This window comes from Pradoshia sp. D12 (assembly GCF_008935075.1).
Lineage (GTDB): Bacteria > Bacillota > Bacilli > Bacillales > Pradoshiaceae > Pradoshia.
Genome location: NZ_CP044545.1, coordinates 3,712,151 through 3,725,727 on the forward strand (window position 1 = coordinate 3,712,151; position 13,577 = coordinate 3,725,727).

The window sequence follows — 13,577 nt, forward strand, 5'->3', positions numbered from 1 at the left end:
TGATTAAACAAATAAAATAATTTACAGTTATTAGTAAAAGGAAATGGAAACAGAGGTGAGAAAACTGAGTTTTAAAGAGGTTGTACAAACTTTTGAGAAGACACAAGAGTTAGCTGATGCACCGCTCACGTATATTGCGGTGATCTGTTGGACAATCATTGGAATAGCTATTTTCTATCATGTCATACGTGATCGGAGATCTTTATCCAGTGTTGCGGTTGGTATAAGAGTGATTTCCTTGGCCGCAGTTGGCTTCATTGCGTTTCACTTATATACGAATATCTCTGAATATGATTATTCACTCGATGAGGAAAAATGGAAACAAGAATATTTACTTGCTTATTTAGATTCACAGCCTGAGGAGAGGCTGGCCATTGAACAGGTAGAGGCAACGAATACAGATAGTGACAAGGCAATTCCTTCAATGCATCTAAAAAAGGGATCACCTACCGTACACGTGAAATTTTTAACGATCGGAAAGAATGGCGACAAGCAGGAGATTTCTACTCCAGTAAAGATTAAACACGTACAGGCAGAAACCGCTCCATATCTCACCTATAAAACTATTGAAGATGAATTATCCAATCAATATAGAGATGATATGTACTATGAAACGACTCTATATATCAATCAAGATAGCAATTTGTATAAGTAAGGAAAGGGGTCTCTCCTCTTTCCTTTTTTAAGCAATTTATTTACTTACCCTCTTTTAAATAATGTCAAACCACTTATTTGACGAAATTTGCTCTTCGTTGTATACTTTTCTACATTATTCCTTCTTTTTCCACATTTTTATATCCATTTATGTAGTAATTTGTTGCGAATGTATAGTCACGGTCCTGGCATATCATGTTATATGCCCAATTAAAACAGCCAGATTAATTAACAGGAGTTGCTTACATTAATGATCGTAGAAGAAAACCTCTCTCTTGAAAGTACCTTAAATCGCCCCTCCAGATTAGCGAAAACAGTTTTACGTAATCATTCAAATATCCTATCAGATTTCCAGCTTAAACAAATACTCAATTTACTTTATGACGATTATAAATACTTAGGAATGACCATTTCCATATACGATCATCCAGATCAAGTCATCGCAGACCGTACCGATTATGGAAAGGAATTTATTGATGATTGGTGTTATGAGGATTCTTTAAATGGCACATTGGGCGGATACCATAAGCTTGGTAAGATTGCATTATTTCCCTTTAACCATAAGGTAAAAAACAAAAAATACGAGCGCGGGCTTATGCAGCTGTTTTTACTACAGGATCTCTTTCATGAAATTCGCCATGCCTACCAGCGTGTCTATATGAAGAGGCAGTATAATACGCCTTATGTCAACACAGGCAGAAATGGCTATCAATCACAATGGGTTGAACGGGATGCTAACATGTTTGCCCAAAGGATGATTGAGAAGCATCGCAACTCTATCAACACCATTTTAAATATCGACTTCTTATGGCAAAGCTGCTGGGGACGTTTTTACGTAACAATTGTACGCCAATAGAAATAAAAAGGAGACTCAGGAATGAGCCTCCTTTCTCTTACAATTTTTCAAGTAGTAACTCGCCTAATTTACGAATCATATCCCCACGGCTAATTACACCCACAACCTCACGATTTCCATTGACTACAGGTATCTTTTTGAAGTGGTGTGTTGCCAGCAGCTTGAGTACATCTTCAAGCTCATCCTCTTCTCGAACAAAGACTACTTTTTTCTTCATAATAGCTTTAACCGGAGATTCACTTTTTGATTTTAAGGTTTCATCCAACTCTTCTATATAAGTGACATAAGAGGAAATGAAGGCTTTTGGGTTCATATATCTCAGGACATCCCCATCTGTTACGATCCCCAACAGTTTATTGTTTGGATCGACCAGAGGAAGTCCTCCGATTTTATGTTTCATTAAAACTTCCAGCAATGTTTTAATACTTGCCTCTTCATTTAAACTAATTACATCCTTGATCATGAAATCCTTTGCTTTCACCTTAAATCCCTCCTGGCTGTAATAAGAAAATATGTATCTACCGTTATCTTACCAATAATTTCAATTCTATTTCTAATAGAAAAAATATCTTTTCAAAAATAGAGCTTGCTGAAGTTGGAATATTAAATTAATAAATAAATGAGATCGGTTCAATGGCGTGGCAACGAAGTACCTTGACCATTATTTGAGCTGGTTACAGTTTCTAAACCAAATCAAACACCGTAATGTTGATACAACTGTCAGTAAGATGATTATTGAAAGCTGTATGTTCTTAACGGAAATGACCTATGATAAACTCGGGTAATTAAAATTTTCCAAATTATGAACGATAGGGGAATCATCTATGAGAAATAGAAGCTCGGTGGTAATAATAGAGAATATGAAGGTTGTTTTAATTCAAAGAATTAGGGATGGTTCTATTTATTATGTTTTCCCTGGTCGTGGAATAGAGAATGGTGAAACACCAGAAGCTGGAGCTAAAAGAGAAGCATTAGAGGATTTAGGGGTTGAAGTAAAAGTTAATGAGTGCATTTCAGCAGTTGAATTCAACGGAAATCAATACTTTTTACTGTCTGAAATTATTTCTGGAACTTTTGGAACTGGACAAGGTGAAGAATACATAGAAAAAATAGAGATAGAGGAACGTACTTGCCAATGTGGGTAGATATAGAAAGTTTATCATCTATTGATGTAAGACCGAATGAAGTTGCTTTAAAGGTTCAATCCCTATTAAATTAATAACTCAAAACAAGGGAACTCCCAGAGAATATGGGTTCCCCCTTTCAAAATCGCAAAAATCAATATTATTCTTTAACATAGCTTTAATTAAAAAAACAATCCCCCCGAAAAAACTACGGATGTATATCTTTATAAAATTCCAAAAAATTTTCAGGGACTTACCATTTTCGTTTTCCACTTGTATTTTTATCCATAATATAAGTAGGTTAGCATTCATAGAAAAGAATTTTATTAACTCGGGGTCATTGCATGATCGGCAGTTAATAATATATTATTTTGTGAATGATATAATCGATGATATAATCCTTTTGCTCTAATTAATTCTGCATGTGTACCTTCTTCTTTCAGTTTACCTTCAGAAAGAACAATAATGCGATCAGCATTCTCTACCGTACTTAACCTATGAGCAATTATTATTTTGGTACCTGAAATCTCGGCCAAATTTTCATGTATAATTTGTTCAGATATTGAATCTAGAGAACTGGATGCTTCATCAAGCAACAGGATGGGTGCCTTATTAACCAAAGCTCGAGCTATTAATAATCTCTGCTTTTGTCCACCTGAAAAGTTGTTTCCATCTTCAGAAATTTTAGTATGGAAATTCAAAGGCAATTTCATTATATCGTCATATATATTAGCTTCTTTACAAGCATTGATTACTTCCTGTATGGTAACATCCTCTTGAAACATACTTATATTTTCATATATTGTTTTATTGAATAGTCTTGACTCTTGTAAAACAGTTGAAATATTTTTTCTCAAATGATTTTTATCATAATCTTCAAGATTTATACTATCTATTAGTATATGGCCATCTGTAGGTCTATAAAAGCCTAATAATAATTTTGCAACGGTACTTTTACCTGAACCTGATGGACCAACAATTGCAACTGTCTCTCCTTTTTTTATTTTTAGTGAGAAGTCTGAAATCACCTCTTGACTGAACTTTGAATACTGAAAAGAAACTTTTTTAAATTCAACCACACCTGTTATAGAGTTTCGTTGGTCTTTACTCTCCTCTATCTTAGTATCAATTACATCAATAATCCTTTGAAAATATGAACCAATTGATAAGATTTGTGTATAGGAGCTACTTAAAGAGACAATAGGTTGAATAAAAGAAACAGAAATTGTACTAAAGGCTAATAAGGCACCTAAAGTCAATTCCCCATTATTCAGAGCAATACTTCCAATCCAGAGCATAAATAAAGGAACAATCATTTGTATTGCTGATGTGAATGACTGTATAAAACTATTCCATAGGTTTAATTTTTGATTAATAGTGACTTGATTAGTAAACTTTTTATACCAGGTATTAAATAGTTTGTTTTCTAACCCTAACATTTTAACATCTATTATTCCATGGATACTGTCAGCTAAAATAGATTGAACTTCTGATTGAATAGATACGTTTTGATCTGAAAGTTTTTGAATTACTTTTGTATTAACAACGAGAAATCCAATAATAACCAGGCCGATAATAAGTAAGATTAAACTTAATTGAACTGAGTATTGAAACATAATAACGGAGTAACTAAAAACCAAGAGAATATCAATAACTACTGAAATACCCGTAGTTGACAAAAGTTGTTTAATTAATGCATTTGAATTAGCCCTAAATAATAGGTCTCCGCTTGTTCTATTATTGAAGTATAAGAAGGGCAGTTTGAATAAGACTGTCATAAATCGGGACATAAGAAATAAATCTAATTTACTTTGTAACCGCGCAATTAAATATCCCCTTATATTTGATATTATAATATACGAAAAAAATATAGACGCTAAGGCGAAGCCTGAAATATACATAAACTGATTCGTAGCATTTACTAATACTCTATCAGTAAATTGTTGTGTTAAAATGGGGATACCCATTGCAATAAGTTGAATTAAAAATGTGACGAAAATTGCTAACGTGATGAACTTCTTTTCGGAGCGTAAATAGTGGTATATAATCGTTTGTCTTTGTGCAGGTTTTTTTTTAAATTTTTCATTTGGTTTACAATATAAAATACTACCTGAAAAAGAAGAAAGGAATTCCTCCTTATTAAGCTTTTTTCTTCCAGATGAGGGATCTACTATGAAGAAATATTTTTTATTTACTTTCTCCAGAACTACGAAATGGCTCATTTCCCAATGAAGTATTAAAGGAAAACCAATCTTAGAAAAATTTGTTTCGCTTAATTTATTGCTGTTCATATCAATATGATATGCCTTAACAACCATCTCTTTGGCTGTTGCAATTCGGTATAAGTCTAAAAAAGAGTAACCATTAGAAGAAGAGCCATATTCATCTCGTAATTCAGCTAAGGTTAGATGATGGTCATAAAATTTCAATAGCATAGCTAAACAAGCTAATCCACATTCACTATGTTCCATCTGAGCAATGTACGGAACTTTTTTAGGCATAATTATCTCCTTATGAAATCTTACTTTACTTTCTTATAGTTTTATTTATATTTTCTTTCCCTCTTGTGAAACTTGAAACAGATAGTACCCCACAGTGAAAAAGATTACAATAACCATACTAAAGAATGATATCTTATTCATAAATCCCATAGTTGCTAGTATTAACAAACTTAAAGGGAACAAAGTAAGGACTAAATTTAACACTTTTGATTTAGCTTTCATACTAATAAGGTTATTTCTCTCATCATTTTCTTCGATTAATTGTTCTTCTGACTTATACCTATCCAAGTCAACGGATAATGCCATAGCAAGTAAAATAGCACCTAGTAGACCTAAACCAATGAATATTAAATCTGAACTAATAATATCTAATCCTGTTGTAAATCTTAATATAATCACCAATAAGATTAAAAAGGCTCCACTTATCCCAAGAGTATACTTACTTCTTTTCATTCAGACGCCTCCTCGTAGTAAAAAATATCTTCAATTTTTACATCAAAATACTGAGCTATCTTAAAAGCCAAAATTAAAGAGGGATTATATTTACCATTTTCAATAGACCCAATTGTTTGTCTCGATACCTTTAAAATTCTACCGAGTTCTTCTTGTCTTAGTCCTCGCTGTTTTCTCATAGTTTCTAGGTCATTTTTCAAAATAATCACCCCCAAAAAGGAAAGTTAACTTAACATTATATTATGACAATCATTTTAAAATGTAAAGCTAACTTTCCGAAGTATGGTAAAGGTGTACTACTTTAGTATCTTTACTTTCTTATCTAGAACTTCCTGAAAACTATCGCACTCAAAAAAGCCATTCTCTCTCCAATAAATATGCTCCACATGGTCTTCTGGATAATTCTCATATATCCACTTGAAAGAAAGGAATGCAGCTTCTAAAGCATCATTACTCTCAGTTACTATTTCTTCTTTAAGGTGCTTGAGAATTGCATGTGTATTATTTGCAATATCCTCCTCCTTAATTTCTGCCCCTGAGATTGCACTTACTCGTCCTATTGTAATAATACCCATATAGGTTGAAACTTTCTCTAAGTAATCTAATACATGGTTTAAACCATTTCCACCAGAAGCAACAACAAGCCCTGGCTTTCCAGCTAACCGAAACAAATGTCCCCAATAGGAAAGACGATCAATAAATGCCTTCATATCTCCTGACACGTTATGTGAATATACAGGACTTGCTAAAATCACAAAATCAGATTCAAGTAATTCCCGCTTTATTTCTTCCATCCGATCATTATGAAGTTGATCTTGAGGACATTTCCCTTTTGTAAAGCATGATTTGCACCCTGTTGAATGAAAGATATTTGTTTCATATGCTTTATAAATAGTAAATTTGATGGATTCATCTTGTAAGGAGATATTTTCAATCAATCTATTCAGATATGTGTATAATATTGAATTATCATTTCGAGAACCAATATAAACGAAAACCTTTTTCATCTTTTCACCTCTTAATTAACTAATTGAAACTCAACACAGAAGGAACACTTTCTGGATTTGCTATTCTTAGTAATTGATAACCAATTCCAGCTATTCCAGTAAACATTCCAACAGATCTGAAGCCTGGAATAGATCGATCTTTATAGCTTCCTCTTTCTTTTGATTCTTGTATTACTTTTAGGGCTAAACTTTTAGCTATTGTCTCATACGACTTATCATTCTTTATTTGAGAAGCATGTAAAAATAATTCAGTAGTCCCCATATTACCGTGGCATAAGCAATCATCTGATTTATAGGGACTATTAAGAGTTATATCTAATGCTTTCTCAATTTCTGTGTTTGTTCTTTCATCATTTATAAACTGTGATATTAGTAATCTACTTATCCCTATACCCTCAGTCCCATGGCACCATTGATGTCTACATATATTGTCATCGGTACTAATATCTAACCAACCATTGCAACCTTCTGAGAATAGAGATTGATCAAACTCTAATAGACTTTTTCCTTTCTCTAAGAATTTCTTTGATTTAGTTATTGTACCTAACCTAATCAATACATATGCTACGGAGCTACTACCGTGCGCAAATCCGCCTAATAATCTATCTGTACTATCCAGCTGTCGTATCAATTTATTTGCCAATTTAATACATAATGCTAAAATCTCAGGATCCTTACTCTCTTCAAAGATATTGATTACACAATGTAAGAAACCAGTAGTTCCCGACATCCAGTCATAACCAATAAAATTATCAAGATTATCCTCTCCTAACTTCAATAGTTTTAATAAACGATCTTTCCATTTAGAATCACCTTTAATTTGATAGGAAATTTTAGCTAATGGGTATAACAAGGAAAGTTGCCCTGTAAATATAGAGTAGTCATCTAAAACAACCATTCTTTCTTCAGCTGAATTTAATAATTTCCTATAGATATCTTCATATCTATCTTCCTTTGTTATTTGATGCAAATAATAATAAAAATGAAACAACCCAGAAAGTCCATCATAAAAGTCAGATGTAATTGGAGTTATGTCAAATGAATCCTTTACTACATTTATACCTAACCAAGACACTGTTTCTCCATTTTCTGAATAAATTGCTTTACTTAAAATGTGGTCACCTATTGCTTTTGCTTCGTTTACAAAAATATCATTATCAATGTTGTTCACATCTACTTTTTTTATCGAGTCTTTTATGGTGCACGATTTCCCTTTCTTTTCTTCATTTTGAATCAATTTTTCATACATACCCGTCTTAACAACAATAACCGAAACCTGCTTCTCCATATCTTCAGCATTCATTTTATTAATTTTATCAAGCAACAGAGAATATCCAGTACTTTTATAAACATCTCTATATATCTTTCCAGTACTATCTATTAAGTCTTTGGAGTTCGTATAGTTAAAAAAAATTGGGATATCATCATTCAGAAGATCTTCATATTCACTTTTAATAATTGATTTAGCTTGATAAGGAACTGACCATATATTTTCAATAACTTGTTCTCTATCTAAAGCATGCCTTAAATAATCTGGGTGATACGTATTATTAATCATATTAAAATATTGTGTTGTACCTCTTGGGATAATTCTTACTTTTAATTTATTAAAATTAGAGAGTACCTTTGTTTCTTTTAATAAAGAATCCCTATTAGCTAAAATAACTGAATAAACAACCTTAAAACCTTTTATAATTTCTTCTATATAATTTGTATAATCAATAGGTTGTCCATTTAACTCAGGTAGATTATTGGCTCCCTTAGTAGTCCATTCAATTAAACCGTATTTCATTTCATCTGAATTTATATTGATTGGACCTGGAACTTTATATGGCAGCTTTTGAGACTTTCCATTTAACCCACTCATATCAATACCTGAATCATTTAAAAGATTCTCTTTTATTTCAATGGGTAACAGCATTGTGCTGCTAACCAATTCTTGAGCTTCATAACTTGCATTAACATACGCAGAATCAGACCAATTAAACAAAATACTATTATGTAATAAAGTCTCAAAATCGACAATAATTGGATTAGAACCACTGGCGATTATATTCTCCATATGCATATCGGTTCCATTTAAGGAATACACTATTGCCAAGAGTTGTCCAAATCTTATGTAAAAATTTCGAACTTCTTCCTCACTATCACAACCCTTTTTCTCCACAATTTCTTCAAACGAGTAATCTTTGTACCCTAATATTCTGTAAGTAGCCATTTCGAGCACATCTTCATATTGATTAATCCAATTAAGATAGTCCTGATAAGCATTTCCAATATCTGTATTCCTCGGTTTATAGAAGAGATGTTTAGTTGATTCAAATTCTATTCTAAAAACATTCCTACCTTGTTGATGCGAATCTCCTTCTCCAAATGTAATCGTCTTAATAAAATCATTAGATGATAAGTTGAATTTAGAATATATTTCTTCCTTATGTAGAAGAAACCTGTCAATGAACTCTATAGTATTTTTGTAAAAAAACAGGGTCTTAGTTGCTAAGATTCTACTCAAAACTTGGTACTCTTCATAGAAGGCGATTAAAATATCTAAGTCATAAAATCTCTCATTGAATGAATGAAATCTTTCTTCGGAGCTAGTTCCAGTTAGTTCATTTCTTAATCTAGATACATTAAGTTCGAGAACTAGACTTTTATGTGCAATTTGGCCAAGACTATCAATAAACCCTGCCATCAATGTATCTAAGTCAAAATAACGAAATACATCTTTACTTTCAATGAATTTGGAGAGTTTATTTCCTAAAAACAGTGTGAAAGGGCGGAGTATATAACTAAATCCAAGGTTTGAATCATATTTAGTATTATTAACCTCAACTAATTCAATTGCCTCTTTGTATAACTGAAACCATTCAGCTTTTAATAGATATTCACATATTTCTCCTGTCTTATCTTCCTCATTTCTCATTAGGCAGTTCGAGAATATTTCTTCTTCATAGTTCCACTCACTTAACATTAATGAAAAAGATTCATCAGACACTATGTTCTTCCTATTCCTCCAGGCTTTATATTCTTTCTCAGATAAAGACGTAGAAGAGTTTTGATATAATGGATATTTTTCTTTGATCCATAATGAATTTAGATAATTAATAGGTAATATTTCTCTTTTTACCAGCATTCTACCACACTCCTCATAAGTAGTATTGATAGAAAAATAAGCTAAAACTAATTATTATTAGTCTAGCTTATTTTTCTAAGTATCTTGGATTACTTACAAAAAACAGCAGTTACTAAATAGGAACCTACAAAACTTGCTAGTGCTGAAATGACTGTAGCAGCTGGAGTACCTTGTGGTTGAATTTCTCCATTTCCCCCACAAACACTAGATATTTCTTTCAAATCTAATTCTTGAAACCCTAGTCCTGATGGATGTGAAATACTTGTACCATCTCTCAACTCTGGATTCTTCCATCTCATAATAATTTCTTCGGAACTCATATATTTGTCTCATCCTTTCATCCATAAATCTTTCCAATAATTATATCTAGATTGTTTTTAGAATGTGTCAATGTAGCTACGTCGAGGTTACACATTAGAAGTGTCGTAGGAGTGTCGTAGGAGTGGCATAGAAAAGTAAATAAAATAATAGATTATATTACATAAACTATGAAGTTGATGAGTCTATGTAATTATCCTAAACAGCCTTTATTAAAAGTAACAATACCACTTATAGCAGAAGCAGTTGCACTAATAGTTGCTGGCACACAGTATTTTACAGAAACTGGTATAGTCACTACACAAACTGGGGTAGTAATAGCATTAGGAGTGTACTCTGAAGCTCCATTAACTCCGATCATTTCATCCAGAGAAAGCTCTTGAAACCCCTTGCCACATGGATGTTCATTAGATAATTCCATTTCTTTTCTCATTGCCGGGTTTTTCCACATCATAATTTTTTGTTCGTTTGTCATTTTACATCTCTCCTTTTTTATTTTTCCTTACAAAACCATAATAGGATAATGTTGGTAATAAATCAATATATTTTTGTTAAGTGTATTTAACATTTTATCTATTCAAAATATTATTGAGTTATTTATTTTTAGTAGTAAATTCTAAATAATACTTGCTAAGTATTCATCTAATTCTATATTTGTAAATTTCATACTTAGGAATTAATCAATTTACATCTAATAGTTTAAAATAAAAGATAATAGTGTATCTTTTCGTTTGAAAAGTCTTTCCAAATCTTTTAGCATGATCTTAAAACAAAAAAACATGTAAATTACTTTAGTAAAGCAATTTACATGGTTTTTTAATAAAAGCCGATAAGATTTTAGCGTCTACTATTAATTATAAATTATAATTACCTTATGATTTACATAAGATATGATGGGTAAGAAGTTATTAAAATTTGTTAATTTTACAGGTGCTGGTTTAATTATATAAATTTTTCAATTCTATTATCAACTCGAGCATTTACATATATAATAAAGGGACAATCATTATATTTTTCTTCGAAGGAATATAGCGAGGTCAGGTAAAATTGCTTATTATTTAAAGTCCTTCTTCCACCTATGCCCCTTTAGTTCAATAAGAACAAGGCTTTGTTATGTCAGAGAACGCTTGAGCCATATGGACAACCGGACTACTCTTATAGTTTACTCACACGTGACAAAAAGAATTGCGTGAAGAAGATATAAAGGCTAAAGTAGAAATATTTTGGTGACATATTATATGCTTAATATATTTGATTAAACGCATGCTGAATTCCAGCGTGCGTTTTATTATTACTCAGTTATAACGGATTTACTAACTGTAAAGTCCCATAAGAAGTTTACCTGAAGTAACAGAGAAGATAATGGATTACCCAGTAGATATCAAGAGAGGCAATTAGGGGAGCTAACAGCACCTATATGAATGAAGGCATGATCTCCTTGTAGCGATTGATAACAAAGAGGCCATTTCTATAAAAATTGTATTTACCCAGCTTTTTTTATTACAGAATTATTGATAATGACACAAAGTCTTCATTACCAAGGGGCTAGCTTCTGTAAATGTGACTCTTTATAGTAAAGTCATGGGACAAAATACAAAAAATCAATGACATTTTATGTTAATTTCCACATATGACATCATATGTTCACATGAAAAAAGCCGCGCAGTGGCGGCTATCAAGAGGGGATAAAACTTTTATAAGTGTATTGGAGGCATTTTGTGTGCAGATTATGTTTGTGAGGGATTAATGTTCGTGGAGTTGATACGTTTGTTCACATAATTGATATTGAAGCTCCTTCATGTTAGACAATTCTTTTATGAGGATTTGCAGAGTCTGTTCGATTTTTCTCAAATCTGACTCACTTTTGGATACACGGCTATTTACACTGCCAACGATTCGGATTAAATCAGCGACTACTTCCCGCTCGTTCATAAAATAGGCACTGCGTTCGTTTCCAGACTGCCTTCATGAAGGTTATTCACCCGTTTACGATCTAAAAAGTTAACACTTTCCACTATAACTTCTGTTACATACGTACGTTTACCTTCTGGATTCTCATAATTACGTGTATGAATTCTTCCAACAATACTGACTACAGAACCTTTTTGACAATAGGATGCTGTATTTTCAGCTGCCCGATTCCAAATTGTGCAGTTTACAAAGTCCGTCCCATACTCGCCATCTGCATTCTTAAAATTCCTCGTAACGGCCAAAGTAATGTTTGATACAGCTTTGCCTTCCGGTGTATAACGCAGATCAGGATCCTTCGTCAGCCTTCCAACAAGCGCAACCTGATTTAACATACTACCTTCACCTCTCTTTTATATAGCTTACAGAGGTATCATAAAAGAGTTATGGTTAAAAGTAAAAGAGGCGATTTGGGACTTTAGAGGGAGATTTTCACTCAAATTTCCTTTTTGAATATATAAATATGGTGTTTGTAATCAATATTTATAATCTGTGAATTATTTAACAAACTCTTCGACAAACAATATAAATATTTTTTCTTTTTTTTACCATGCTATAATGAACATATAATAATTTAAAATTGGAGGTAAGTTGATGAAAACCTTTAAGTTAGTTTCCTTGCAGTTACTTCCAGACAATCAGCATCCAACCGAATTACATATCCTAGACGGATTAATTATTAATAAAGAAAATGAGGCAAACACTTGGCTTATTGAGGCAGTCGTTGATTATGAACATTTCAATCTTTTCAAGGAAATCACTGCTGATACTGACAAGCTTACCGTTAGCTGTATCATCACAAAGAAGGATAATATCCCTGCCTACTTCGATGCAACTATCGCTGATGTCCGCAAGATGGATCAATTCGCCAGCATCCTGTTTCGGGCAAAGATTCGCAATCGCAGAAGAGAAGCCGTTGAATTCCTATTGGATACACTAGTAGATGAAGGATATAATGGTGAGGATTTAAAAAACGCCTTTAAAGAAGGCCTGGGTAATAAATAACAGCTGGCGAGATTACCTCGCCAGCTTAAACTTGTTACTTATTTTTATCTTTACCATTGTTATTGTTGTTATCAAGGATATCGTCTGCGCCTCGATCTGCATCGTTCCTGATTCTATCCCCATCTTCTCTTACATCTGTATCTAACTCAGAATCTTGACCATTATCATTAGTATCATTCATACCATTATTATCATCGTTACCGTTGATACCATTGCCATTATTGTTATTGTTGCCATTCATACCGTTATTATCTTTTGTGCTTTCGTTCGTATCTATCCCATTATTATCGTTCGTTCCGTTATTTTGCTCTTGGTTGTTGTTACGTTCTGGAGGCGGGTTATTGTCATCGTTATTATTACACCCCACCATTAATACAGATGCCAACGCAACCCCCATAATCGCTTTATAAAACTTCTGCATTCGGCATGCTCCTTTCATACATTTATGACCTGATCAGGTCTGTTTTTAGATTACCCAGAAGAGGACAGATTATGATGGGCAAAAAAAAGCAGGCCCAAACATTTGGGCCTTCAAATAGGGAGAAGTGATATGGTTAT

Annotated in this window: 15 protein-coding genes and 1 pseudogene; 5 read left to right on the forward strand and 11 right to left on the reverse strand. The window is 32.7% G+C overall.

What is annotated here, in order from left to right:
• The first annotated feature begins 43 nt into the window (after positions 1-43).
• Positions 44-655, forward strand: a complete 612-nt coding sequence (locus F7984_RS17805) for a hypothetical protein (RefSeq protein WP_192796825.1) — start codon at positions 44-46, stop codon at positions 653-655.
• Positions 656-904: 249 nt separating this feature from the next.
• Positions 905-1,510 (forward strand): DUF3920 family protein, encoded by a 606-nt coding sequence (locus tag F7984_RS17810; protein WP_140461872.1) that lies wholly within the window; start codon positions 905-907, stop codon positions 1,508-1,510.
• A 37-nt stretch (positions 1,511-1,547) separates the two neighbouring features.
• On the opposite strand, the gene F7984_RS17815 is transcribed toward F7984_RS17810, so the two are convergent.
• A complete protein-coding gene (locus F7984_RS17815; protein ID WP_139892095.1) occupies positions 1,548-1,991 on the reverse strand; it encodes a CBS domain-containing protein in 444 nt (147 codons plus the stop codon).
• A gap of 145 nt (positions 1,992-2,136) precedes the next feature.
• Between F7984_RS17815 and F7984_RS17820 the strand changes: the two are divergent.
• Positions 2,137-2,295: pseudogene (locus tag F7984_RS17820) on the forward strand (IS1595 family transposase); the annotation flags it as partial.
• 39 nt (positions 2,296-2,334) lie between these two features.
• Positions 2,335-2,655 (forward strand): NUDIX domain-containing protein, encoded by a 321-nt coding sequence (locus F7984_RS17825; protein ID WP_308810542.1) that lies wholly within the window; start codon positions 2,335-2,337, stop codon positions 2,653-2,655.
• 305 nt (positions 2,656-2,960) lie between these two features.
• On the opposite strand, the gene F7984_RS17830 is transcribed toward F7984_RS17825, so the two are convergent.
• The 9 genes from F7984_RS17830 to F7984_RS17870 form a co-directional block, all read right to left on the reverse strand.
• Complete coding sequence (locus F7984_RS17830) at positions 2,961-5,135, reverse strand: peptidase domain-containing ABC transporter (protein ID WP_140461873.1); 2,175 nt, start codon at positions 5,133-5,135, stop codon at positions 2,961-2,963.
• A 45-nt stretch (positions 5,136-5,180) separates the two neighbouring features.
• Entirely contained in the window at positions 5,181-5,588 is a 408-nt protein-coding gene (locus F7984_RS17835) for a hypothetical protein (RefSeq protein ID WP_140461874.1), read from the reverse strand.
• Positions 5,585-5,788: a helix-turn-helix transcriptional regulator gene (locus F7984_RS17840; protein ID WP_140461875.1), complete on the reverse strand. Its 204-nt coding sequence runs from the start codon at positions 5,786-5,788 to the stop codon at positions 5,585-5,587. The genes F7984_RS17835 and F7984_RS17840 overlap by 4 nt, the downstream gene beginning before the upstream one ends.
• 96 nt (positions 5,789-5,884) lie before the next feature.
• On the reverse strand, positions 5,885-6,595 hold the full coding sequence (locus F7984_RS17845; protein ID WP_140461876.1) for a flavodoxin family protein: 711 nt from the start codon (positions 6,593-6,595) through the stop codon (positions 5,885-5,887).
• Positions 6,596-6,614: 19 nt separating this feature from the next.
• A complete protein-coding gene (locus F7984_RS17850; protein WP_140461877.1) occupies positions 6,615-9,728 on the reverse strand; it encodes a type 2 lanthipeptide synthetase LanM family protein in 3,114 nt (1,037 codons plus the stop codon).
• Between the two features lie 89 nt (positions 9,729-9,817).
• The gene (locus F7984_RS17855) at positions 9,818-10,048 is read right to left on the reverse strand and encodes a bacteriocin leader domain-containing protein (protein WP_140461878.1); all 231 of its coding nucleotides are present in this window, start codon (positions 10,046-10,048) and stop codon (positions 9,818-9,820) included.
• A 191-nt stretch (positions 10,049-10,239) separates the two neighbouring features.
• Positions 10,240-10,521, reverse strand: a complete 282-nt coding sequence (locus tag F7984_RS17860; RefSeq protein WP_140461879.1) for a lichenicidin A2 family type 2 lantibiotic — start codon at positions 10,519-10,521, stop codon at positions 10,240-10,242.
• 1,268 nt (positions 10,522-11,789) lie between these two features.
• Positions 11,790-11,978, reverse strand: a complete 189-nt coding sequence (locus tag F7984_RS17865) for a hypothetical protein (protein ID WP_066105730.1) — start codon at positions 11,976-11,978, stop codon at positions 11,790-11,792.
• Positions 11,975-12,349: a single-stranded DNA-binding protein gene (locus F7984_RS17870; protein WP_140461880.1), complete on the reverse strand. Its 375-nt coding sequence runs from the start codon at positions 12,347-12,349 to the stop codon at positions 11,975-11,977. Before F7984_RS17870 ends, F7984_RS17865 begins: the two co-directional genes overlap by 4 nt.
• Before the next feature lie 259 nt (positions 12,350-12,608).
• On the opposite strand from F7984_RS17870, the gene F7984_RS17875 reads away from it, so the two are divergent.
• A complete protein-coding gene (locus F7984_RS17875; RefSeq protein WP_139892094.1) occupies positions 12,609-13,019 on the forward strand; it encodes a YwpF family protein in 411 nt (136 codons plus the stop codon).
• Positions 13,020-13,053: 34 nt separating this feature from the next.
• Here the strand turns inward: F7984_RS17875 and F7984_RS17880 are convergent, their stop codons facing one another.
• A complete protein-coding gene (locus F7984_RS17880; RefSeq protein WP_140461881.1) occupies positions 13,054-13,440 on the reverse strand; it encodes a hypothetical protein in 387 nt (128 codons plus the stop codon).
• Positions 13,441-13,577: the final 137 nt, after the last annotated feature.